General features: G+C 69.4%; 21 protein-coding genes. 16 read left to right on the forward strand and 5 right to left on the reverse strand.

The window, feature by feature from the left end:
* A partial coding sequence (locus G7A99_RS04965) for an EAL domain-containing protein (RefSeq protein ID WP_163139088.1) occupies positions 1 to 632 on the forward strand: 632 nt, incomplete at its 5' end.
* 79 nt (positions 633 to 711) lie between these two features.
* Here the strand turns inward: G7A99_RS04965 and G7A99_RS04970 are convergent.
* Complete coding sequence (locus G7A99_RS04970; RefSeq protein WP_018718467.1) at positions 712 to 1191, reverse strand: YbhB/YbcL family Raf kinase inhibitor-like protein; 480 nt, start codon at positions 1189 to 1191, stop codon at positions 712 to 714.
* A gap of 248 nt (positions 1192 to 1439) precedes the next feature.
* Here G7A99_RS04970 and G7A99_RS04975 point away from each other — a divergent pair, with 248 nt between their 5' ends.
* The 9 genes from G7A99_RS04975 to G7A99_RS05015 all read left to right on the forward strand — a co-directional run bounded on the left by G7A99_RS04975 (position 1440) and on the right by G7A99_RS05015 (position 12393).
* Positions 1440 to 2798 (forward strand): TolC family protein, encoded by a 1359-nt coding sequence (locus G7A99_RS04975; protein ID WP_163139089.1) that lies wholly within the window; start codon positions 1440 to 1442, stop codon positions 2796 to 2798.
* Positions 2795 to 3994 carry an efflux RND transporter periplasmic adaptor subunit gene (locus G7A99_RS04980; RefSeq protein WP_163139090.1) on the forward strand — a complete coding sequence of 400 codons (1200 nt, stop codon included), beginning with the start codon at positions 2795 to 2797 and terminating at the stop codon, positions 3992 to 3994. Before G7A99_RS04975 ends, G7A99_RS04980 begins: the two co-directional genes overlap by 4 nt.
* Positions 3987 to 7139 carry an efflux RND transporter permease subunit gene (locus G7A99_RS04985; protein WP_163139091.1) on the forward strand — a complete coding sequence of 1051 codons (3153 nt, stop codon included), beginning with the start codon at positions 3987 to 3989 and terminating at the stop codon, positions 7137 to 7139. Before G7A99_RS04980 ends, G7A99_RS04985 begins: the two co-directional genes overlap by 8 nt.
* Positions 7133 to 7825, forward strand: a complete 693-nt coding sequence (locus G7A99_RS04990) for a response regulator transcription factor (protein ID WP_163139092.1) — start codon at positions 7133 to 7135, stop codon at positions 7823 to 7825. Before G7A99_RS04985 ends, G7A99_RS04990 begins: the two co-directional genes overlap by 7 nt.
* On the forward strand, positions 7803 to 9110 hold the full coding sequence (locus G7A99_RS04995) for a HAMP domain-containing sensor histidine kinase (RefSeq protein ID WP_163139093.1): 1308 nt from the start codon (positions 7803 to 7805) through the stop codon (positions 9108 to 9110). The genes G7A99_RS04990 and G7A99_RS04995 overlap by 23 nt, the downstream gene beginning before the upstream one ends.
* 89 nt (positions 9111 to 9199) lie before the next feature.
* A complete protein-coding gene (locus G7A99_RS05000) occupies positions 9200 to 9745 on the forward strand; it encodes an iron transporter (protein ID WP_163139094.1) in 546 nt (181 codons plus the stop codon).
* Positions 9746 to 9755: 10 nt separating this feature from the next.
* Complete coding sequence (locus G7A99_RS05005) at positions 9756 to 10088, forward strand: cupredoxin domain-containing protein (RefSeq protein ID WP_018718474.1); 333 nt, start codon at positions 9756 to 9758, stop codon at positions 10086 to 10088.
* Between the two features lie 23 nt (positions 10089 to 10111).
* Complete coding sequence (locus G7A99_RS05010; RefSeq protein ID WP_205599738.1) at positions 10112 to 10987, forward strand: FTR1 family protein; 876 nt, start codon at positions 10112 to 10114, stop codon at positions 10985 to 10987.
* Positions 10984 to 12393 carry a 4Fe-4S binding protein gene (locus G7A99_RS05015; protein WP_163139095.1) on the forward strand — a complete coding sequence of 470 codons (1410 nt, stop codon included), beginning with the start codon at positions 10984 to 10986 and terminating at the stop codon, positions 12391 to 12393. Before G7A99_RS05010 ends, G7A99_RS05015 begins: the two co-directional genes overlap by 4 nt.
* A gap of 16 nt (positions 12394 to 12409) precedes the next feature.
* On the opposite strand, the gene G7A99_RS05020 is transcribed toward G7A99_RS05015, so the two are convergent.
* Positions 12410 to 12994 (reverse strand): NAD(P)H-dependent oxidoreductase, encoded by a 585-nt coding sequence (locus G7A99_RS05020; protein WP_163139096.1) that lies wholly within the window; start codon positions 12992 to 12994, stop codon positions 12410 to 12412.
* Positions 12995 to 13146: 152 nt separating this feature from the next.
* Between G7A99_RS05020 and G7A99_RS05025 the strand changes: the two genes are divergently transcribed.
* The 4 genes from G7A99_RS05025 (at position 13147) to G7A99_RS05040 (ending at position 18039) form a co-directional block, all read left to right on the forward strand.
* Entirely contained in the window at positions 13147 to 13413 is a 267-nt protein-coding gene (locus G7A99_RS05025; RefSeq protein WP_163139097.1) for a DksA/TraR family C4-type zinc finger protein, read from the forward strand.
* A 171-nt stretch (positions 13414 to 13584) separates the two neighbouring features.
* Positions 13585 to 16620: an EAL domain-containing protein gene (locus tag G7A99_RS05030; RefSeq protein WP_163139098.1), complete on the forward strand. Its 3036-nt coding sequence runs from the start codon at positions 13585 to 13587 to the stop codon at positions 16618 to 16620.
* A gap of 61 nt (positions 16621 to 16681) precedes the next feature.
* Positions 16682 to 17245, forward strand: coding sequence for a DUF2845 domain-containing protein (locus tag G7A99_RS05035; protein ID WP_163139099.1), 564 nt, complete (start codon positions 16682 to 16684; stop codon positions 17243 to 17245).
* A complete protein-coding gene (locus G7A99_RS05040) occupies positions 17242 to 18039 on the forward strand; it encodes a Mut7-C RNAse domain-containing protein (RefSeq protein ID WP_205599739.1) in 798 nt (265 codons plus the stop codon). Before G7A99_RS05035 ends, G7A99_RS05040 begins: the two co-directional genes overlap by 4 nt.
* A gap of 13 nt (positions 18040 to 18052) precedes the next feature.
* Here the strand turns inward: G7A99_RS05040 and G7A99_RS05045 are convergent, their stop codons facing one another.
* On the reverse strand, positions 18053 to 18766 hold the full coding sequence (locus G7A99_RS05045) for a type 1 glutamine amidotransferase (protein ID WP_163139101.1): 714 nt from the start codon (positions 18764 to 18766) through the stop codon (positions 18053 to 18055).
* 316 nt (positions 18767 to 19082) lie between these two features.
* On the opposite strand from G7A99_RS05045, the gene G7A99_RS05050 reads away from it, so the two are divergent.
* Entirely contained in the window at positions 19083 to 19832 is a 750-nt protein-coding gene (locus G7A99_RS05050; RefSeq protein WP_163139102.1) for a zinc ribbon domain-containing protein, read from the forward strand.
* 77 nt (positions 19833 to 19909) lie between these two features.
* A complete protein-coding gene (locus G7A99_RS05055; protein WP_018718484.1) occupies positions 19910 to 20119 on the forward strand; it encodes a dodecin in 210 nt (69 codons plus the stop codon).
* Between the two features lie 62 nt (positions 20120 to 20181).
* Here G7A99_RS05055 and G7A99_RS05060 read toward each other — a convergent pair whose 3' ends face one another.
* Positions 20182 to 21015: a phosphosulfolactate synthase gene (locus tag G7A99_RS05060; RefSeq protein WP_163139103.1), complete on the reverse strand. Its 834-nt coding sequence runs from the start codon at positions 21013 to 21015 to the stop codon at positions 20182 to 20184.
* A gap of 322 nt (positions 21016 to 21337) precedes the next feature.
* A partial coding sequence (locus G7A99_RS05065) for a sensor domain-containing diguanylate cyclase (RefSeq protein WP_163139104.1) occupies positions 21338 to 22792 on the reverse strand: 1455 nt, incomplete at its 5' end.

Genomic DNA, 22792 nt, shown 5'->3' on the forward strand with positions numbered 1-22792 from the left:
CGTCGGGCAGCACAATCTCGCCGGGGGTGTTCCTGCCCATCGCCGAGCGCTACGGCCTGGTGCCACGGGTTGACCAGTGGGTGGTGGAGCACGCGCTAGGCACCATCGGCGCCGCCTCGGACTCCGATGCCCACTGGTCGATCAACCTGTCCGGGCAGTCGCTGGCCTCCACCGAGCTGCTCACCGTGATCGAGAACGCGATTCACAGCAACGGCATCGACCCGAGACGGCTGACCTTCGAGGTCACCGAGACGGCGGTGGTGCGCAACTTCACGGAGGCGCTGGCATTCATCGAGCGGCTACGCGAGCTCGGCTGCACCTTCGCACTGGACGACTTCGGTTCCGGGCTCAGCTCGTTCGGTTATCTCAAACACCTCAACGTCGACGTGCTCAAGCTTGACGGGGTGTTCATTCGCGATCTGCTCGACGACCCGCGCAACGAGGCGATGGTGACCGCGTTCACCCGCCTGGCCCAGGCCTACGAGCTGCACACTGTCGCCGAGTTCGTCAGCAACGACGCCCTGCGCGAGCGCCTCGTGCAGCTCGGCGTGGATTACGTCCAGGGCTTTGCCGTGGGGCGGCCGCAGCCGCTGGACGACGTCCTCGCCGGCCGGCCGCCGATAATCGGATAGGGAGGCGGCCCGCCGGCGGACCGGTCAGGCGGGGCCTTGCGGCCGCGGCGGGGATCGCCGCAACCGCGCCCGGCGCGGATCAGCCGCGCTCGTAGGTGCCCATCAGGCGGTTCATGCCGATGATGTGGGGTTCCAGGCGCTCGAGCAGCTGCCACATCGTCAGCCCCTCGGGCAGCTCCGTGGCCTGGTCCAGGGCCAGCACCCAGAAATAGTAGCGGTGCACGCCGTGCCCCTCGGGCGGCATGGGGCCGTTGTAGCCGACCTTGTCCATGTTATTCCGCCCGGCGGTGTAGTCCGTCATCCCCTCGGAGAGGCTCGTCACCGAGCCGGGGATGTTGTAGAGCACCCAGTGCACGAACCCGTAGGTGCCGTTGGGCGAGACCAGCGGCGCGTCCGGGTCGTGACAGATGACCGCGAAGCCCCGGGTGCCCTCCGGCGCGCCCGACCAGGCCAGCGGCGGGGAGACGTCGTCGCCCTCACCCGTGTGACGGGTCGGGATCGCCCCGCCATTCTCGAAAGCGGCACTGGTCAGCGTCATGTCCGATAGCGCGAAACCCATGCTGAACCTCCGTTCTTCTCGGTTGATGTGACGATCACGCCGCCGGGCCCGGCCCGCCGCGCAGGCCCCGATTATGGGCCCCCGCCGTTGTAACGCGCCAGCAGCGCCCGCCCGGTGCGGTGTGGGGGCGACCCGGCGCCGGGACAAGGCCGCGTTAACTCGGCATTAACCGCAACGGCGTCAGGCTGTGCCGCAACGGTGCCGCCCCGACCACCGGCGCGGCCGGCAACCTTCTGGACCCGCGACCCATGCGACGACTGCTGACACTCACCGGGCTGGTGCTGGCGGCGACACTGCTCGGCGGCTGCGCCGTCACCGCCCCGGAGACTGACTACCCCGACAGGGCCCGCGAGGCGATCGGAGACGTCACGTCCTGGCCGGCGCTCGATGGCGGCGAACCCACCGCCTACCTCAACCAGCTCGTGGGCTCGTCCCGGCTGGACGCCCTTATCCAGGAGGCGCTGGCCGCCAATCCCAACCTGCAGCAGACACTGCTCACTCTGCGAATCCGGCGCAGCGAGCGCCGCCAGACCGGTGCGGACCGGCTGCCCGACCTCGACACGGAACTCACGGGCAGCCGGGAGGAGGACAGCGATACCCGCTACACCGGCTCCGTGACCGTGAGCTGGGAAGCGGACGTCTGGGGCCGGATCGCCGACACATACCGCGCCGCCGACCTGGACGTCGCCGAGCAGCGGGCCCTCTACCAGTCCACGCGGGACACCCTGGCCTCCGAGGTCATGGACTCGTGGCTCCAGCTCATCGCCGACAGGCGCGCCGTCGACATCCAGACACAACGGCTGGGGACGCTCCAGGACAACCTCACCTTCGTGCGCGAACGCTACCGCAAGGGTATCGGCGACATAGACGATCTGGACACCGCAAGGACGGACCTGGCGAGTGCCCGCGCGACACTGGCCGAATACCGCGAGGACCTGGCCTCAGAGCGGCGCTCGCTGCGGGAAATGCTCGGGCGCAGCGACGACGCGGAAATACCGGTGCCGTCGGACTACCCGGGCGTGCGCGTCCCCCTCGTCGATCTACCCGTCCAGACCCTGGGCCGCCGTCCCGACCTCCGCGCGGACTATATCGCCATCCAGGCGCAGGCGGCGCGCACCCGCGCGGCCTACAAGGACATGCTGCCGAGCCTCGACCTGCAGGCGAGCCTGGAGGATGTCGCGACCACGCCGCGGCAGGCGCTGCTCACCGCCCCGGTCTGGTCGCTGCTCGCCGACCTGACCGCGCCGCTGTACCGCGGCGGCGAGCTGAAGGCGGTGGCGGAGCAGGCGGAGCTGGAGGCGGCCAAGGCCTATCAGGCCTACCGCGAGACCCTGCTGACCGCGGTGACCGAGGTGGGCGACGCCATCGGCCAGGAACAGGCCCTGAAGACGCGCCTCGCCCACACCCGCGACGCGCTCGCCAGCGCCCGCCGAAGCCTGGCGAACTACCGCCGGCGCTACCGCGCCGGGCTGGTCACCATTCTCGACCTCCTCGACGTCCAGGAGCAGACCTACGACCTCGAGGCCCAGCTCAACGAGCTCACCCGAAGCCGCCTGGCCAACCGCGTGGACCTCGGCCTGGCGCTCGGTCTGGGAGTACACCGATGATCCGTCACTACGCACAGTGGTTCATGCTCCTGGCGGCCCTTACCGTGCTCGTCGCCGTGGTGCTCTACAGCGGGCACGGCATGGAGGAGGCGGCGCGGAAACCCGCGACGGCCGCCGCGGGCACCGCACCGGAGGAACGGCCGGACGTCTCGGTGGTCACCGTCCGCACCGGCACCTACACCGCCCACGCCCAGGGCTATGCCGCCGCCCGGCCGCACTACGAGCTCACGCTCACCGCCGCCGTGTCCGGCCGGGTGGCGTCACTCGGCGGGGACTTCGAGACCGGCCGGCAGGTCCGGAAGGGGGACGTGCTGGCACGGCTCGAGGATGCCGAGTACCAGGCAGGCGTGGCCTCGGCACAACACGACCTTGCCAGCGCCCGCCAGGACCTTCTGGAGGCGGAGCGCGAACGCGACCAGGCCCGGGAGGAATGGGACGCCTCCGGCATGGACGGCGAGCCCGACTCGGCGCTGGTCCTCCACGAGCCCCAGGTCCGCACCGCACGCTCCGCGGTGGCGGATGCCGGGGCCGCGCTGGCCGACGCCCGGCAGGATCTCGCCCACACCCGCATCGACGCCCCCTTCGACGCCCTGGTCGTGAGCCGTGCGATCGCCCCCGGAAGCTACGTACAGGCCGGCGGCGAGATCGCGACCCTCTACAGCACCGACCGCGTGGAGATCGAGGTCCCGCTCGCCGACCGCGACTGGGCCAACCTGCCGGACACCGACACCCTCGCCGACGGCGAATGGCCCGTCACCCTGACCGACGTCGCCGGGGGAAACGAATGGTCCGGCCACGTCCTGCGCATCGCCCGCCACCGCGACGACACCACCCGGCAGCGCTCGGTGATCGTTGCCGTGGACCACCCGCTGTCACGCACACCGCCACTGCTGCCGGGCACGTTCGTGCAGGCACGCATCAGCGGCCGGCGGATCGACGGCCTGTGGCGCCTGCCGCCCGCCGCACTCAGCCAGCGCAGCGAGATCTGGTACGTCACCGGCGACGGCGCGCTCGCGAGCTTCTCCGCCGAACCGGTGTTCAGCGACAGCGACGCCATCTACGTCCGACCGCCGGAGACACTCGCCGGCGCGGCGCAGCAGGTGGTCACCCACCCGCTGGGCTCGTATCTGGCGGGCATGGCGGTCAATCCGGTGGAGACGGAGGCCGCCGGGTCCGGGGGCGGTGCCGATGAGTGATGACCACGCGCGCTTCCCGGGCCTGATCCCGTGGTTCGCCGCCAACCCCGTCGCCGCCAACCTGCTGATGGTGCTCGTCATCGCCCTGGGCGTGGGCTCGGCGTTCACGCTGCGCAAGGAGGCCTTCCCCAGCATGGAGCCGGACAGCGTCACGGTCTCAGTGACCTACGACAGCGGCTCCGCGCGCCAGTCCGAGGAGGGCCTCGCGATCAAGATCGAGGACGCCCTCCAGGACGTCTCCGGCATCGATTCGATGACCAGCACCTCCACGGGCAGCGGCACGACGGTGACGGTGGAGAAACGCAGCGACTACGACCTCGACACCCTGCTCACCGACGTGCGCACCCAGGTCGACGCGATCTCCACCTTTCCCGCCGACGCGGAGAACCCGGTGGTGGAGAAGGGCGAGCGCGAGGACCACGCCCTGTGGCTCCAGCTCCACGGTGATACCGACCGCCATACCCTCCAGCAGCTCGCCGACGAGCTCAAGACGGCCCTGCTCGGACGCGCCCAGATCAGCCGGGTCAGCCTCTCGGGGGAGCGCGACCCGATCATGGCGGTGGAGATCGACGAGGGCCGCCTGCAGGCCTACGGCCTGTCGCTCTCGGACGTCGAGGACGCCGTCAATAACGGCTCCACCAGCACCATGACACCGGTGCTGCGCAGCGACACCCTCTACCTCCAGCTCAAGGCTTCGGAGCAGGCCTACGAGCGCGGCGAGTTCGCGGCCATCCCGCTGATCACCACCGCCGACGGCCACCGGGTGCGTCTGGGCGACGTGGCCGACGTCCACGATACCTACGACGAGGACACCCCGGTCCTGTCGCGCTTCAACGGCGAGCCTAGCGTCGCGCTGGAGGTCGTCAGCACCGGCGGGGACGACATCACCGAGTCGGTGGAGGCCGCCCGGGAGGTCGTCGATCAGTGGAGTACCGACGGCCACCTGCCCCGGGGCGTGTCCCTGGACACCTGGCACGACCGCAGCACCTCCATCAACGGGCGGCTGCAGCTGCTGGTGAAGAACGCAATCACCGGTATCGCCCTGGTGTTCGTCCTGCTGGCGCTGTTCCTCAACCTGACGGTGGCCTTCTGGGTGGCGATGGGCCTGCCGTTCATCTTCTTCGGCACACTGTTCTTCATGGGCGACGCCTTAGCGGGGCTGACGCTCAACGAATTCACCACCTTCGGGTTCATCATTGCCCTGGGCATCGTCGTCGACGACGCCGTGGTCGTGGGCGAGAGCGTCTACACGGTGCGCGAGCAGCACGGCGACACGGTCGCCAATACGGTCCTCGGCACCCGCCGGGTGGCGGTGCCCACGCTGTTCGGCGTGTTCACCACGGTCGCCGCCTTCTATGCCCTCTCGCAGACCAGCGGCGGGCTGGGCGAGCTCTATGCCCAGTTCGCGATGGTCGTGGCGATCTGCCTGGTGCTCTCCATCATCGAGTCCAAGCTTATCCTGCCGGCCCACCTCGCCCACCTGAATACCCATCGCGGGCGCAGCCGCAACCCGCTGATGCGGGGCTGGCAGTCCATCCAGAACGGGGCGGACGCCGGCCTCGCGGCCTTTACCGAGCGCTGCTACCGCCCGGTGATCCGCTGGGCGCTGCACTACCGCTACGCGGTGGTGGTGCTGTTCCTGGCGCTGTTCGTGCTGGTGATCAGCATGCCGCTGACGGGGACCGTGCCGATCAGCTTCTTTCCGGCCGTCACCGGCGACACCGTCTCGGCAGAGCTGACCATGCGCAACGACGCCAGCTACGGCCAGACCCATGCAGCCCTGCGGCTGCTGGAGGATCGCGCCCACGATGCCGACCGCGCCCTGCGCGGTGGCGGCGACACCGGCATCGCCCACCTGCAGGTCCTCTCCGAGGCGGATCAGAGCGGCACCGTGGACGTGGAGCTGAGCGACGACGCCCCCTACGACCTGCCGGCCTTCACCCGTCGCTGGCGCGAGCTTGCCGGGCTGCCGGAGGGGGCGCAGTCGCTGAGCGTCCGCAGCACCCGGCAGATGGTCGACGACGTGCGCATCGAGCTGCGCGCCAGCGACGATACGGTCCTCACCCAGGCAGGCGAGCGCTTCAGGGCCGCCCTGAACGCCTATCCGGCGGTCAGCGGCGTCGAGGACAATCTCTCCCCCGGCCAGCCGCAGCTGCACCTGGCGCTGACGCCCAGGGGGCGCGCCCTGGGGCTGACCACCGGGGAGCTTGCCGCACAGGTCCTGCGCACGTTCAACGGCGAGGTGGTCCAGCGCTACCAGCGCGGCCGCGACGAGGTGGAGGTCACCGTCCGCTACCCGGAGGGCCAGCGTCAGAGCGCCACGGACGTGCTCAACGCCCGCGTGCGCACCGACGACGGCGACGTCCTCGCCCTCTCGGACGTCGCCACCGCCACCTACGGCTACACCCGCGAGAGCATCACCCGGATCGACGGCAAGCGCGCGGTCTACCTCTCCGGCGACGTGGACAAGGACGTGATGTCCACCACCGGGCTCGTGGCCGAGCTGCAGGCGAACGTGGTCCCGAACCTCGAACGTCAGTACCCCTCGCTGGACGTGCACTTCGCCGGCGAGGCCGAGGAGCAGGCGGAGACGCAGAGCTCCATGACCCGGATGTTCCTGCTCGCGCTGCTGATGATCTACATCCTGCTCGCCGTGCCGCTGGGCTCGTACCTGCAGCCGGCGGTGATCATGACCGCCATCCCCTTCGGCATCGTCGGTGCCATTCTCGGTCACTGGATCAACGGCCTGGCGCTCAGCATCCTGTCGCTCAACGGGATCGTCGCCCTGAGCGGCGTGGTGGTGAACGACAGTCTCCTGCTCGTGGCGCGCTTCAATGAGCTTCGGGCGGACGCCACCCACCTGCGCGGCGCCATCGCCGAGGCCTGCACCAGCCGGCTGCGGGCGGTTCTGCTCACGTCACTGACCACCTTCGCCGGGCTGATGCCCCTGCTCACGGAGACCTCCACGCAGGCGCAGTTCCTCATCCCGGCGGCGGTCTCGCTCGCCTACGGCATCATGTTCGCCACGGTCATCACGCTGGTGCTCATCCCTGCGCTGCTGCTGATCCGCTACGATGTCGGGACACTGCTGGAGGGGCTGCGCGAGAGGCTGACCGCCGGGGGCGAGGACGCACGGACATGCTGAGCACACTGCTGATCGAGGACGACCTGGACCTGGCCGGCACCGTCGTGCAGTACCTCGACATCGAGGATATCCGCTGCGACCACGCCAGCAACGGTCCCGCCGGTCTCACGCTCATGGAGGCCGGCAGCTACGACGTGCTGCTCCTCGACCTCAACCTCCCGCGCATGGACGGGCTGGGCGTGTGCCAGCGCCTGCGCACCCGCGGCGACGACACGCCGGTGCTCATGCTCACCGCCCGGGACACCCTGGACGACAAGCTCGAGGGCTTCCGCGCCGGCACCGACGACTACCTGGTCAAGCCCTTCGAGCTCCAGGAGCTGGTGGCGCGCATCCACGCCCTCGCCCACCGGCGCAGCGGCCAGGCACGCCAGCTCCGGTACGCGGACCTGGTGATGAATCTGAGCGAACACACCGTCACCCGCGCGGGCCGGACACTGCGCCTCTCACCCACGGGCTGGCGGCTGCTGGAGACACTGCTTCGCGCCGCCCCGGCGGCGGTCTCACGCCGGGCCCTGGAAGAGGCGGTATGGGGCGACGAGCCGCCGGACAGCAACAGCCTGAAGGTCCACCTTCACAACCTGCGCCGTGCGGTGGACGTCCCCTTCGCCACCGCGCTGGTACACACGGTCAGCGGCTACGGCTTCGCCCTGAGGACCCCGGCGGATGAAACGCCCGATCAGTCTTAAGTGGTTCGTTGCCGTTGTCTTTCTCGGGCTGGGGGGCCTGCTCGTCATCGGCTACTCGCTGCTGAGCGCCCAGTTCTTCAAGCGCGGCATGGACAACATGGTGGCCGCCCAGATGGAACGGGTCGCCCGGGACTACGTCAGCGGGGGCACGACGGGGCCGGGCGAGATCGCCGGCTACCGCATCGCACGCCGCTGGGACGACGTGCCGGCGGCGACCCGGACCACCTTCGGCCACCCACCCGCCGAAGCGGACGTGCTGCGCATCCACGATGACGCGCGCTGGTTCCAGCCGCCGCAGTTCGTCCGCTTCCTCATGCGCGTACCCGTCGGCGAGGAAACCGTATTCGTCAGCCACACCGTCTCCCCGGAGACGGCGTCCGCGCTGGTGGCCCGCAATGCAGAGGCCAACCTGCGTTTGCTGCTCGGCATCAGCATCGCCAGCGCGCTGGTCCTCGCCGGGGTGATCCTGCTGGTGCTGCACCGGGTCTCCCGGCCGGTGGCCGCCCTCGGTGCCTGGGCCAGGGACCTGAATGCCCGGCGTCTGCGCGAACCGCCACCGGACTTCTCCTACCCGGAGCTCAACGAGCTCGCGGCGCTGATCCGGGGCAGCCTCTCCTCGGTCCACGAGGCGCTGGAACGTGAGCACCGCTTCCTGCGCCACACCAGCCACGAGCTGCGCACGCCGATCAGTGTGATCCGCAGCAACATCGAGCTCATGCACCGGCTGCAGGAACAGCTCGGCGGACCGGCGGACCCCCGTCAGGCCCAGGTGATCGAGCGCATCGACCGGGCCAGCCAGACCATGAAGCAGCTCACCGAGGTCCTGCTGTGGCTGAGCCGGGTGGACGAGTCGCCGCCGGCGGCCCGGCACCTGCGCCTGGACGAGCTCCTGCGCCAGATCACCGGCGAACTGGCGTATCTGCTCACTGACAAGCCCGTGACCGTTGCGCTCGCCACCGAGCCGTACACGGTGCACGTCCCCGAGGGCCCGGCACGAATCGTCCTCGGCAACCTCGTCCGCAACGCCTTCCAGCACACCTGGGACGGCCAGGTGCACATCCGCCAGCGCGGCGACCGGGTGCTGATCGTCAACCCGCGCCCCGTCGACGGCGCTGGCGGCAACGACGGTGACGAGCTCGGTTTCGGGCTCGGGCTGCAGCTCACGGCCCGGCTCACCAGTCGTCTGGGATGGGCCTACCGCAACCGGGCACGCCGGCACCACCGCGTCGTGCGCCTGCGCTTCGGCACCGCCGGGAACACCATAGAGCGACCGCGGTCAGGTTGAGCTACGATTATCCCGAATATCGTTGTTGCGAATAATTATCGTTTGGTCTATGGTGAACGCCATTCCAACGACGTGAAGGAGAAGGCGCTATGAAGTACGCTCTCACCGCCGCTGTCGCCGCTGCGGCCCTGGTCCCCGGGCTGGCCTCGGCAGTGGAGTACCCGGCGGGCAAGCCGACGACCATGCACGGACTGGAGATCGCCGCGGTATACCTGCAGCCGGTGGAGATGGAGCCCGCCGGGCAGATGTCCACGTCGAAGGCGGACGTTCATCTCGAGGCCGACATCCACGCGGTCGAGGACAACCCCAACGGCTTCGCGGTCGGCGCCTGGATGCCCTACCTCACGATCGAGTACAAGCTGACCAAGGAAGGCGGTGCCACCACCAGCGGCGTGTTCGACGCCATGGTCGCCAACGACGGCCCGCACTACGGCAAGAACGTCAAGCTCGACGGCCCCGGTGAGTACCACCTGACCTACACCATCTACCCCCCGGGGCATGCGCCCGAGGGTGTCGACGCGCCGACGTTCATGCGTCACGTGGACGACGAGACCGGTGTCGGCGAGTGGTTCAAGCCCTTTAAGGTGGATTTCGACTTCACCTATGCCGGCATCGGCAAGAAGGGTAGCTACTAGGAGACACCCAATGGTGAAGACACTGAGCCGCTGGCTCGGTCTCGCCCTGCTCCTGGCCGCCGCCACGGCGGCGGCCGAGCTGCCGACCTATCGCCTCGAGCTGCATAACGGCGAGCTGCGGCCCGCCCGCCTCGAGGTCAAGGCCGGGGAACGGTTCAAGATCGAGCTGCACAATACCGGTAACACTCCGGTAGAATTCGAGAGCACGCGGTTACGCAAAGAGAAGGTCATGGCGCCCGGCGTTCAGTCGTTCGTCGTGGTGCACCCGCTCAAGCCCGGCGAGTACGAGTTCTTCGACGAGTTCCACCTCCCCGATGCCCGAGGCGTAATCGTCGCCAAGTAGTAGCCACAGACCGGAGTTCCGTCATGGAAATGGGACAGGTGTTCTTCGTCGTCTGGCGCGAAAGCGTCGAGGCGATTCTTGTCGTTGGGATCGTCTATGCGTGGCTCCGGCATCACCCGAGCGGGCGTATCGGGCTGCGCTATCTGTGGTCCGGCGTGGCCGCGGGCCTGGTAATCGCGACGGGACTCGCCGCCGGGCTGATGGGCATGGGCAGCCTGCTCAGCGGCAGCGCCCAGGAAACCTTCCAGACCGTGATGGTCCTCGTCGCCTCGGGGCTCATCGTGCAGATGGTCATCTGGATGCGGCGCCACGGCGCGGGACTGTCGCGGGAGCTGCGCGAGAGCGTCGACCAGTCCATTGCGACCTCGCAGTACACCGGGATCGCCGTGCTGGTCGCCATCGCCGTCGCCCGCGAGGGCGCCGAGACCGTGGTCTTCCTCTACGGCATCGGTGCGGCGAGCATCAGCATGGGTAACGGCGGGACCTTCGCGCTCTACGCCCTCGCCGGATTCGGCGTCGCGCTGGTCACCTTCTACATCCTGCAGCTGGGTTCCCGGGTGTTCTCCTGGCGCCATTTCTTCCGTGTCAGCGAGGCGCTGCTGCTGCTGCTCGCCGGCTCGCTGCTGGTCAGCGGCGTGGACCGTCTGATCGGCATGGGCTGGCTGCCGGCGGGCATGGACCCGGTCTGGAGCACCCCGGGGCTGCTCGACGACTCCACGCGCTTCGGCGGTCTGGTGGCGGCGCTCACCGGCTACCGGGCCTATCCGGCGCTCACGGACGTCATCGCCCTCGCGGCCTTCTGGGTGATCGTCGTCGCACTGCTGCGCTGGAGCGGACGCCGACCGCCGCGCAGGACGGCCACAGCCGGGGAGCAGCAGCCCAGCACCGCCGCATCATGAGCTGTGCGGCCGGCATGATGCAGGGTGGCACCGCCCCAGGCGGCCGACTGGCCGCCTGGGGCGAGTGGATGCGCCGTCATCGCGGCGTGATCCAGGGTATTCAGTGGGGCGTGGTCGGCGTCTACGCCTTCCTGCTGATCGTTCCCACGCTGTTGCCCCTGCCGCCGTACACCGCCGGCATCCTGGACAACCTCACCGTCTTCGCGCAGTTCGTCTTCTGGGGCATCTGGTGGCCGTTCGTGCTGCTGAGCATCGTGCTCATGGGGCGCGTGTGGTGCGGTGTCTTCTGCCCGGAGGGTACGCTCACCGAGTTCGCCAGCCGCCACGGCCGCGGTGGCGCCATCCCGCGCTGGGTGCGCTGGGGTGGCTGGCCTTTCGTGGCCTTCGTGGGCACGACGCTCTACGGCCAGATGGCGAGCGTCTACGACTATCCCGGGCCGGCGCTGATCGTACTCGGCGGCTCCACCGTGGCGGCCATGATCGTCGGCTTCCTCTACGGCCGGGACAAGCGGGTCTGGTGCCGCTACCTCTGCCCGGTCAACGGCGTCTTCCGACTGCTCTCGCGGCTCTCGCCGCTGCACTATCGTACGCACGAGGACGCCTGGCAGGCGGCACGGCGCAGCGTCCGCCCGGAACGCGTCAACTGCCCCACCCTTCTGGCCCTGCGCGAGCTCGACGAGGCCGGCGGCTGCCACATGTGCGGGCGCTGCAGCGGCTACCGCGGGGCCATCGCGCTGGAACCGCGGCTGCCGGGATCGGAGATCACCCGTATCGGGGCCCGGAACGCCAGCGGCTGGGAGTACGTGCTGCTGGTCTTCGGTCTCATCGGCACGGCGATCGGGGCCTTTCACTGGAGCGCGAGCCCGTGGTTCGTGACTGCCAAGCAGGCGATCGCCACGTGGCTGGTTCACCACGACTGGATGTGGCCGCTGACGATGCACGCACCGTGGTGGGTGTTCACCAACTACCCGGGCGAGAACGACGTGTTCAACCTGCTCGACGGCGCGCTGCTGATCGTCTACATCGCCACCACCGCCGTGGTCGTGGGTAGCGCGGTCACCGCCGCACTGGCCCTGGGCACCCGGGCGATGGGGCAGTGGCGGCCCCAGCGGCTCTACCACCTCGCCCATTCCCTGATACCGCTCGGCGGCATAGGGGCGTTCCTCGGCCTGTCCATGACCACCGTGTCACTGCTGCGCGCCGACGGCGTGCCGGTGTTCTGGGTCGGCGAGACACGGGCGCTGCTCCTTGCCGCCGCGACGGCATGGAGCCTCGGCCTCGCCTGGCGAATCACCGCGGTACACGTGCCCGGGCAATGGCTGCGCCGTCTCGGCGGCTTCGCCGGGGGCGCCGCGGCGGCGGGCGTCGTCGCCGCGGCCTGGTGGCTCCTCTTCTGGGGCTGGTGAGGCAGGCCCGGGGCATTCAGACCCCGGCGCGCCCCATCCGCTGCATGCGTGCCAGCCAGCGGTGCCGGCGCTCGGCGCCGGCGTTTCCCACCCCGCCGATCAGGTACTCCCCGACCGGCGAGATCCCGCAAAAGCGCAGAATGTTGCGCTCCAGGCTCTTCAGGCTGTGCGCGCCGAAATACCAGCGGTAGGCGAGCGCGGGCATGCCCATGGTCACTACGACCCGTGCCGATCGCCCCTGCAGGCGTTTACGCGGGAGGCCGTCCGGGCGGTAATCGAAGGCGAAACCCGGGCGCAGGGTCTGCTCCAGGAAGGCCTTGAGCAGCGCCGGCATGGTACCGAGCCATAAGGGATAGACGATGACCACGTGCTCCGCCCAGACAATGGTCTCCTGGGCGGCGGCGATGTCCGGAGGTGGCGGTTCGCCCGTGAACGCCCGTTCGTTGCGGAGCAGCCCGAAATCGAGACCCGCGACGTCGATACGGTGCACACTGCGCCCCGTCTCGCCGGCCCCCGCCTCGTAGGCATCGGCCAGGGCGTGACACAGGTGCCCGCCCGCCGGATCCGGATGCCCCTGTACGATCGCGATACGCGTTGCCATACGCCCTCCCACGGTCCCTGTTCGCCGCCATTATCACGATCATACCGCCGCGTGGGAACGCCCGCCGGGCGGCGTTGAGAACACCGGGTACAGTGCGTTATAAGGCCGTTTATTGACGGGGCGGATTCCACCGGCCCCGAGGAGGTTGCCATATGGCCAACGGCTGGACACACGACGGCGCGGTGCAGGAGCAGATCGACAGCTCCGTGGCCGATGCGCTCGAGCGGATCCGCAGCCGCCTGCCGAGTGGCGAGAGTCTCAGCCACTGCGAGGAATGCGACGCGGAGATCCCGGTGGGCCGCCGCGAGGCCATTCCGGGTGTGCGCCTGTGCGTGAACTGCCAGGCCGCCAGGGACGAGGAAGAGAACGGATTCAGCAGCTACAACCGCCGCGCGAGCAAGGACAGCCAGCTACGCTGAGCCGGGAATCCTCGCGGCGGTGACAGAAACTTTTACGTGATTGGCTGCGCCTCACCAGCACATGCGATGATTGCACAATAAATTGACTCCGCGTGCATTCTGTCACAGATTCCCGGGCACGACCCTCCGGGCCACACCGCCACCGGGTAACGCAGGGCCCAGGACATCTCAATGCCGTCTCTTACCGCCCCTGTCAGCCGCACCCGACGATGGCTGCCCGTCGCGCTGCTCGGGGTCCTGGTCATCGGCGCGGCGGTCCTGCTCCAGCGGATCTACACGGAGTTCCGCGAGGATACGCTTGCACAGGCCGGTCGCCAGATCGAGCTCGCAGCGGCCATAAAGGCGGACGCACTACAGCGCGCTCTGGGGGAATATCACGAAACGCTTCGGGTGATCGCCGCAGACGATCGTGTCCAGAAGTCCCTGAGGGACGGCAGCGATGCGGCGCGATTGCGCGCCGTCCAGGGACTGCTGACCACGGTGGACCGTGTCCACGGACGGCTACTGTGCGCCGTCACATTGACGGCCCCCTCAGGCGTGGTGCTCAGCAAACCGGGCCAGGGTTGGTGCAACGGCCCGTTTCTCCCGGCAAGGGCGGTACGGACCAGCGAAGCAGGGCGGAACGGCCACATCCACCAGATCAACGGCCGCTGGCTGATCCACCTCGTTGCACCTGTTCAGGATGATGGCCCCCCACTGGGACAGGTGGAGGGGTGGCTGGACCTGCAGGCAATGCTCCAACACCTGCTGGGCAACGTGCACCCTTACCGCGGCGGACATGCCTACGCGGTGCGTCCGGACGGGACCATGCTCTGGCATCCCATCGGCCTCGCTGCGGACGATTCGGAAATGCGCAACGAGGTGGAAAGCGTTGCGGACCTGTCGAAGCGAATCGGTATTGCGCCCCCGTTCGGCAAAGACGATCTCATCCGGGGCCGCCACGCGGTGGCCGACGACCAGGTGGTCGCGTACGCACCGGTTCGGTGGTTCGACGAGCGTTTCTACGTCGCCGTAACCGCCCCGCTTTCAGCGGTACTCCAGCCCACGATGTCCTTCGTCTCCGACGTCGTGACGCTCGGTGCGTCCCTGCTGGGCCTGGTCATTCTGGGCTCGGGCATCGGTACGTTCCTGCACCGGCGCCACCTCGCCGCGCTCTCGGAGCTGCGCTACATCCTCCGCATTAGTCCGGCAGTGATCTTCCGCGCCCGCATCACCGGCAACCGGCTGGTACCGACGTTCATCAGCGATACGGTCCGGACGATCCTCGGCTTCGCCCCGGGGCAGTTCGGCGATTCCGAGTGGTGGCTGAGACAGGTAGACCCCCGGGACCGGCAACTGGTGCGGGACAGCCGGAATCGACTGCTCGACGACGGCCGCGTGACCCAGACGTACCGTGTCCACGGAGCGAACGGCGACGTGCGGTGGCTCCAGGAAAACCTGGAGATAATCAACGAGGATGGCGGCACCACCGGTGAGGTCGTCGGCGCGCTGCTGGACGTGACCGCCCATAGCGAGGCGGAGGCGTCACGGCGGCTCGCGGACAATTTCTTCGAGCACTCGGAGGAGCTCTGCATGGTGCTCGATGCCAAGCGGCGAATCCTGCGCGTGAACCGTGCATTCACCCGAATCACCGGCTACGACGCGGACGAGATCGTGGGTGCCGCGGTAGCGGACGGACGTTACGGCGATGACGACATCTTCGCCGACGAGGCCGTCTGGCGACAGCTCGAAACCATGGGCAGCTGGCAGGGAGAGGCACGCCGCCGCCGACGCACGGGCGAGTCCTACCGCCTGTGGGTGACCCTGACGGCCATACATGATGATGACGGCTACATCACGCATTACACACTCAGCGGCCTCGACGTCAGCCGCGGTGACGCCCTGGAGGCACGACTGTACCGGATGGCGAATTACGACGACGTCACCGGCCTGCCCAACCGGAACATGGCCCTGGACCGGCTGAGCCAGATGCTCGCTACCGATGCCGGGAAGAACAGCTCCGGCGTCGCCGTGCTCTTCGCGGACATCCACCGCTTCAGCCGGATCCACGAAACACTGGGTCCGCGTCTCTCCGAGCAGCTCCTGCGCCTGGTCGGGGAACGGCTCGACCAGGTCGTGCGTCCCTCGGGGGGCATCGCCGCACGCTACGGTCACGACACCTTCCTGGTACTTCTCCGGGACACGCGAAATCGCCTGCCCCGTTCCGCCGAACACATGGCCAGCCGAATGGTTTCCTCTGTCGAGGCCCCGATCCCGCTGGCGAACCAGACGATATTCACCAACCTCAATGTAGGCGTGGCGATCACGCCGGAGGACGGTCGCGACGCGGAACGACTCGTCATCGCCGCGATGACTGCCACCCGCCGGGCACAACAGTCCGCCGTGATCAGCTACAGCTTCTTCCAGGCCGATTTCGCGGCACACGGACAACGCCGGCTGACCGTGGAGAACCGCCTGCGCACGGCGCTCGACAGCGACACCCTGTCACTGCACTACCAGCCCCAGATCCGGCTGGAAGACGGCGGGATCGTGGGCGCGGAGGCGCTGCTTCGCTGGCACGATGCAGAGCTCGGCCCGGTGAGCCCGGCCGAGTTCATACCCGTGGCCGAGGAGAGCGGTCTGATCGAGGAGATCGGCGCCTGGGTGCTGGAACAGGCGTGCCGCGAGGCCGCCGGCTGGCCGGTGGCCGGGGTGGGTGCCCTGCGCGTGGGCGTGAACCTGTCACTGCGCCAGTTCCGCAGCGACACCCTCGTCGCGACCGTGGACCGGGTGCTGGCCACCTCGGGCCTGCCCGCGGAGCGGCTGGAGCTCGAGATCACCGAGGGCACCGCCATGTCGGACTCCGAGGCCACCGCGGCGGCCCTGACCGCGCTGCGCGAGCGCGGCATCACCGTGGCGGTGGACGACTTCGGCACCGGCTATGCATCGCTGTCGTACCTCCACAGCCTGCCCGTGGACACCATGAAGATCGACCGCTCGTTCGTGCAGAGCCTGGATACGGAGCCGCGCAGCGCGGAGATCGCCCGCGCCATCATTTCGCTATCGCACACGCTGGGCCTGCGGGTGATCGCCGAGGGTGCCGAGACGCCCGGACACGTCGCGTTCCTGCGGCGGGAGGGCTGTGACGAGGTCCAGGGCTTCCACTTCTCACGCCCCCTCCCGGCGGAGGCGTTCCGGGAGTGGGTGGTCGCGCGCAAGGGCGGCTGATCCGTGCATACCGGCGCGGCCTGATCCATGATCGGTATACGGGTAGCCACCGGAGGGGACCATGCGCACCGCCACCGCATTCCTGATCGCGATCACCGTACTGCTCTTCAGCGGCACCGCCACCGGGCTGCGCTGCGGCAGCCGCCTGATCCAGCCGGGTGACAGCACCCTCCGGGTGGCGCGCCACTGCGGCGAGCCGGACTACATCGAGCACCGTGCGGAGGCCTTCGTACCCGGGACGGGCTACGTCAGCGACGTGGAGGCGTGGTACTACAACCGCGGCCCCCAGCAGTTCCTGCGCATCCTGACCTTCCGTAACGGCGAGCTGGTACGCGAGGAGACCGGCGGCTACGGCTTCTCCTCCGGCGTGGCGGGCCAGTGCACGCCCAACAGCATCCGCACCGGTATGTCCAAGCTCGAGCTCTACAGCCGCTGCGGGACACCCGCGCACCGGCGCACACGCTTTCGCACCGGGGTGTCCGACGACCGACGGCATTCGCTGAGCGCGCTCGAGCAGGTGGACGAATGGGTCTACTCGTTCGGCCCGACGCGATTCAACCGGATCGTGGAGATCGTCAACGGCGAGGTGCGATCGGTGACCGTTGGCGAGGAGCGCGGCGATTGACCGGGGCCGCGCAGCTGCGTTTCTACGCGTCACTGAACGACTTCCTGGCACCGGAGCACAGACAGCGGCCATTCGACTACCAGGTTGCGCGACGGGCCTCGGTGAAGGACGTCATCGAGGCGCTGGGCGTGCCACATACCGAGATCGGCCTCATCCTCGTCGACGGGACCGCCGTCGGCTTCGGCCACCTCGTCACCGCCGGCGAGCGGATCAGCGTCTACCCCGTCTTCACCACGCTGGCACCGGACGGCGCCTCACTGCTGCGGCCACCACCGGCGTTGCCGCCCCGCTTCGTCGCGGACACGCACCTGGGCACGCTGGCCCGCTACCTCCGGCTGCTCGGCTTCGACACCCGCTACCGCAACGACCATGACGATGCCACCCTGGCGGCGATCGCCGCCAGCGATGCCCGCATCCTGCTCACCCGCGACCGCGGGCTGCTCAAGCGCCGTCTGGTCACCCACGCCTGCTTCCTGCGGGCCGACACACCCCGGGACCAGCTCCACGAGGTGGCGGTACGCTTCCCGCTCGCGGCCTGGATGGACCCGCTCAGCCGCTGTGCCCGTTGCAACGGCGTCCTCCGCGCGGTGGACAAGGCCGCCATCGAGCATCGCCTGGCACCGAAGACCCGCCGTTACTACCGGCGCTTTCGCGAGTGCGACGGCTGCGGCCAGCTCTACTGGGCGGGCAGCCACGTGCGCCACCTGGAGGCGCTGGTCGCGGAGGTCCGCGACGGTGCCGGCGGGGGCGCGCCTCCCGGGACACGGGAGATCGCGCACGCCCCGCCCCACTGACCGGGGACAGGGTTCAACGCGTACCCGCCGCGGCCGGCGCCGCTTGATGGAGGAACGCCAGCACCTCGCCCATCAGGGCGTTGATCGCCTCGTAACGGGTGTCCGGGGCCGCCAGGATGTCCGCCGCGCTCTGCACGTAGGGGGCGGGCACGAGCTCGTCACCGCAGTGCTCCACCAGCGCCCGCGCGGAGGCCGGCGTCGTCTCCAGGTGGAACTGCAGCCCGAGCACGGTGCGCCCGAGCTGGAATGCCTGGTTCGGACAGACCGGGCTGCTCGCCAGCCGCACGGCCCCCGGCGGCAGCGCCAGGGCCTCGCCATGCCAGTGGAAGACCTCCACCGACGGCGGGAAACGGAACAGCGACCGATCGCCACCACCCTCGCCCCGGATCGGGAACCAGCCGATCTCCTTCTCCGGGCCCGGACCAACAGCGCCCCCCATGGCACTGGCGATCACCTGCGCGCCGAGGCACACGCCGAGCACCGGGGTCCCCGCCTCGATGATCCCGCGCACGAACGCCTTCTCCGCCGCCAGCCAGGGGAACGCCACCTCGTCGTTGACGCTCATCGGCCCGCCCATGACCACGAGAAAGTCCACCTCGTCCGGCGCCGGCAGTGCCGCCGTGCGATACAGCGGCGTGCCGGTGACGGTGTAGCCGGCGTCCTCCAGCCATTCGGCGATGCGCTCCGGCCCCTCGAAGGGCACGTGCTGTAGATAGTGCGCGCGCATGATCGGCTCCCTGCAATACGTGATCCGTGCCGGCGGCCGCGAGCCGCCCCGGTGCCGATTATGGGCGGTCGGGATACATCGTTCCATCGTGCGGCCGGGAGAGGGACGAAGCAGCATCCACGACCGGGCGGAGCCGGGGACCGCTGACGCCCCCACCAGCGCCCGCCGCAAGAATCCGAGGCAGGGGCGAAACGATACCGCATGGCCGCTGCGGTGCAGGCGCCCGTGCTACGGTATAGCCGCGGCTACGCCAGCCGGCCCGCCGGCCACTGCCCGTCCGCAGGCCGCGGCCGGCTATTATCGTGTCGATACGGTGATGGAATCCGAACGCATGGAGTGCCCGAAGTGCGGTGCGTCGCGGAGCGCGGAGCAGGTCACCTGCACGCACTGCGGCGTCGTCTTTCACAAGTACGCGACCTACCTCGCGCGGCTGGAGGCCTACGAGGCCCGGCGCGCCGAGCGGCGTACGCCGTTGCGCGAACGCCTGGCCGGCCGGGCGGCGGCGCTGGCGGTGCCCCCGGCAGCCATGGCGACGCTGTGGTGGGGCTATCTCGCGCTGTGGCTGGCCTTCCTGGTCTGGGGCGGCAGCTACATGATTCAGGACATCGCCGCTCTGGGACGGGACGCCGGGTTCCTGCACAACGTCAACCTGCCCTTCCACGAGTTCGGCCACCTGCTCTTCCGGCCCTTCGGCGAATGGGTCACCTCCCTCGGCGGCACCCTGGGCCAGCTCCTGATGCCCGTCATCTGCGGCATCGCCCTGCTGCGCGGGCGCGGCGACACCTTCGGCGCCAGCCTGTGCCTGTGGTGGTTCGGCGAGAACTTCCTGGACATCGCCCCCTACATGGCCGACGCCCGCGCCGGCCAGCTCCCGCTGCTCGGCGGCAACACCGGGCACACCGCCCCCTACGGCTTCCACGACTGGGAGTACCTCCTCGGCGAGACGGGTCTGCTGGCTTACGACCGGCTTCTCGCGGCGATCACCCTCAACGCCGGCCGGCTGATCATGGCCGGCGCGCTACTCTGGGGCGCGGTGCTCCTCCTGCGTGCCCGCGCCGCGCGCTGACACCGGCCCCGGTGGGTGGTCTACGCTTGGGACAGGAGACACGCGGGCACCCGCCCGCCGGCACTGCGGAGGAGACCATGAGCGCTCACGTCTACAAGGTCACCGAGCTCTGCGGCTCGTCGCCCAAGGGCATCGAGGCCGCCGTCGAGAACGCCATCTCCCGCGCCTCGGAGACCCTGCACAACATCCGCTGGTTCGAGGTCACCGAGACGCGGGGCGAGGTCGAGGACGGGCGCGTCGCCCACTGGCAGGTCACGGTGAAGCTCGGCTTCACCCTCGACGACTGACCCCGACACCGGGGCGGACGCCGGTGGCCCCGGCGTCACGCCCCGCGGGGCACATTCGACCATCAGCCCTCGTCGAGCGGCGGCACGTTGGCGATCCGTCCCCAGGTGGACTTGTTGCCCCAGATGTTCTGGCGCAGGCCCTCGAGCTGGAGGATCTGGGAGTGGTCGACGAACAGGTTCACCTCGTTGCCGTAGTTCTTCACGTACCACTCGAACACCAGGGGGTCGGCGGCCTCGAACATCACGTTCTCCAGCCCGAGACCGTTGATGATCGCGGCGACCGCACCGGTGCTCCAGGGCGCCACGTTCTCGGTGATGCCCTCGGACTCGATCATGATGATGTCCGCCCCGGCATCCAGCGCCTGCCGGCCGCGGTTCACCAGGTCACCGACGTCCTTCTTGCCCTCGGCGGCGAGTTCCGCCTCGGTGGAGTCGCCCCCGGAGCCGAACTGGATGCCGAGCTCGGGCTTGGCCTTGAGCCCCGCACGCCGGACGCGCTCGACCAGCCGCACCAGCGATGACGTGGGCATGGACAGGAACCCCGTGGAGATCTCGATGACATCGAAACCCACCTCCTTCGCCTCGGCGAGATAGCGGTCCACCGCCTCCGGCCCGTAACGCAGCACGGTCTCGATCCAGCCGCCGGAGGAGACGTAGGCGTCGTGCTCGTGGGCGAGATCGCTGATCGCACGGACCTGCTCGCGGGGCAGCAGCGCGAACGAGCCGCCGGCCCACTTCACGCCGTCCACCCACTGGCCGGCGACGTCGAGCACGTCGGCCAGATGCCGGGTGCCGTAGGTGGCGTAGTAGGGACCGCGGATCTCGGTCACGCCCACGGAGCGGGGCTTGTCGGGACGGTGTGCACGGGGAATGAAGTCGAAGCTGGTTTCGGCCATGACTGCACCTCCTGGACCATGTCCGGAAAAGGCCGATGTGTGAGTCTGTCCCCCGGCTATACCCCTGTATGTTGCTGCGAATGATTGCTATTTCAAGAGCGGAAAGACCCGGCCCATGGGTCCTCCACCGCTTCGCCGGCGAGCCGGAAGCCGTAACACCCTTAGAGCCGCCGCGCGGGTATCCTCTTCCGCCGCGGCGTCAGACACCGGAGCAGCGAGTATCCCCCGGGGTCTCGCGGTAGATCCGGAACAGCCGCCGCAACAGTTCGACGACGGCCACCCCGCCGGTGCCGTCCACGGGCACGATGTCGGGGTTCAGGGATCAGAGCTCGGTGGCGACGCGGTTGCGGCCGTCGCGTTTCGCGCGGTACAGCGCCTGGTCCGCACGCTGTAACACCGCCTCGTGGCTGCTGTCGGCGCGCCGCAGGTGGGCCACGCCGATGCTCACGGTAAAGGTGATGGTATGACTGTCCACCCGCACCGGGGTCTGCGCCATCTGCCGGCACAGCCGGTCCGCCACGGCATCCGCCTGCTCGCCGGCGCCGAGAAGCACCGCGAATTCCTCGCCGCCGATCCGCGCGGCAATGTCGACGGCACGGAGGGTCGCCCGGAAACGCCCGGCGAGATGGCGCAGCACCTCGTCGCCCGCGGCGTGGCCGTGACGGTCGTTGATGTCCTTGAAGTGATCGATGTCGACCATGAGCACCGCCGCCGGGGTCTCGGCGTCCCGGGCCTGGCGCCACGCGAGCTCCAGGGCCTCGATGAACATGCGCCGGTTGGCGAGCTCGGTGAGCGCGTCGGTGTTGGCCAGGTGTTTGAGCCGCTCCTCCATGGCCCGGCGCGCGGAGATCTCCGCGTCCGCGGACTGCATCCGCCGCTCGGCGTCCTGGCGGGCGCGCCCCTCCTCGGCAAGGCGGTCGATGAGCTCGATGTTGCGCACCGAGATCGCGGCCTGGGCGGCAAGGAACTCGATCAGCGGGCGCTGACGCTCGTCAAAGGCCTCCGCGGTCAGGGCATGCTCCAGGTAGAGCACACCGATGAGTTCGCCGAGGTAGGTCAGCGGCACGCACCAGGCAGTGCCGGTGAACCCCCCGCCGCCGGTATCGGCCGGGTTGAGATAGCGGTCGTTGGCGAGCATGAGGTTGTGCTCGACCTCACCGCGGCCGAAGCGCTGCATCCGCTGGGTGCGCGCGACATAGCGGATCACCGAACGCGGCAGGCTCTCGACATTATCGACCAGCGGTGGCGTATCGTAGTAGCGTGCCCCGTGGATGCCACTGTCCATGGCGACGCGGAGATCGTCGTCCCTGGCCAGCAGCAACACGACACGCTGGGCACCGGTCTGCAGGGCGACGTTGCGGATGATCTCGGGCACGAGCTCATCGAGCTCTGTGTGCAGCGACAGCGCCTGGGCGATCTGGATGACCGCATCCATCTGCGGTCCCCGCCCCGCCGGCTCGTCCGCGCGGGCACCGCCGTCGAACCGCGCCAGCGCCGCCGACGCCCGGCCCTGCCGGAACGCCTGGGCGAGCTGGTCTTCGTAGATGCCGGCGAAGGCGTTGCGGCCGCGCTCGCGCCAGTACAGGGCGGCACGCCTGGCGATCAGGGCCGCCGCCGGCCAGCAGGACTGCCGCTGGGCGGCCTGGAGGGCATCGTCGTAGGCGTCGATGAGTGCGGTGACGTCACCGTCCCGGCGCGCCTGCTCGGCCTGCATCAGCCGGTACCAGTGCTCGAAGTTGTCGGGGGCGTGGCGGCGCCAGCGCCCGTAGCGCGCGAC

The organism is Arhodomonas sp. KWT (genome assembly GCF_010993615.1).

Coding starts and splice junctions, on each gene's coding strand:
- G7A99_RS04975 (WP_163139089.1), top strand. CDS start 1,440: ATGCGACGACTGCTGACACTCACCGGGCTGGTGCTGGCGGCGACACTG.
- G7A99_RS05025 (WP_163139097.1), top strand. CDS start 13,147: ATGGCCAACGGCTGGACACACGACGGCGCGGTGCAGGAGCAGATCGAC.
- G7A99_RS04985 (WP_163139091.1), top strand. CDS start 3,987: ATGAGTGATGACCACGCGCGCTTCCCGGGCCTGATCCCGTGGTTCGCC.
- G7A99_RS05005 (WP_018718474.1), top strand. CDS start 9,756: ATGGTGAAGACACTGAGCCGCTGGCTCGGTCTCGCCCTGCTCCTGGCC.
- G7A99_RS05035 (WP_163139099.1), top strand. CDS start 16,682: ATGCGCACCGCCACCGCATTCCTGATCGCGATCACCGTACTGCTCTTC.
- G7A99_RS05020 (WP_163139096.1), bottom strand. CDS start 12,994: ATGGCAACGCGTATCGCGATCGTACAGGGGCATCCGGATCCGGCGGGC.
- G7A99_RS05045 (WP_163139101.1), bottom strand. CDS start 18,766: ATGCGCGCGCACTATCTACAGCACGTGCCCTTCGAGGGGCCGGAGCGC.
- G7A99_RS05055 (WP_018718484.1), top strand. CDS start 19,910: ATGAGCGCTCACGTCTACAAGGTCACCGAGCTCTGCGGCTCGTCGCCC.
- G7A99_RS05050 (WP_163139102.1), top strand. CDS start 19,083: ATGGAATCCGAACGCATGGAGTGCCCGAAGTGCGGTGCGTCGCGGAGC.
- G7A99_RS04970 (WP_018718467.1), bottom strand. CDS start 1,191: ATGGGTTTCGCGCTATCGGACATGACGCTGACCAGTGCCGCTTTCGAG.
- G7A99_RS04980 (WP_163139090.1), top strand. CDS start 2,795: ATGATCCGTCACTACGCACAGTGGTTCATGCTCCTGGCGGCCCTTACC.
- G7A99_RS04990 (WP_163139092.1), top strand. CDS start 7,133: ATGCTGAGCACACTGCTGATCGAGGACGACCTGGACCTGGCCGGCACC.
- G7A99_RS04995 (WP_163139093.1), top strand. CDS start 7,803: ATGAAACGCCCGATCAGTCTTAAGTGGTTCGTTGCCGTTGTCTTTCTC.
- G7A99_RS05015 (WP_163139095.1), top strand. CDS start 10,984: ATGAGCTGTGCGGCCGGCATGATGCAGGGTGGCACCGCCCCAGGCGGC.
- G7A99_RS05060 (WP_163139103.1), bottom strand. CDS start 21,015: ATGGCCGAAACCAGCTTCGACTTCATTCCCCGTGCACACCGTCCCGAC.
- G7A99_RS05030 (WP_163139098.1), top strand. CDS start 13,585: ATGCCGTCTCTTACCGCCCCTGTCAGCCGCACCCGACGATGGCTGCCC.
- G7A99_RS05000 (WP_163139094.1), top strand. CDS start 9,200: ATGAAGTACGCTCTCACCGCCGCTGTCGCCGCTGCGGCCCTGGTCCCC.
- G7A99_RS05010 (WP_205599738.1), top strand. CDS start 10,112: ATGGAAATGGGACAGGTGTTCTTCGTCGTCTGGCGCGAAAGCGTCGAG.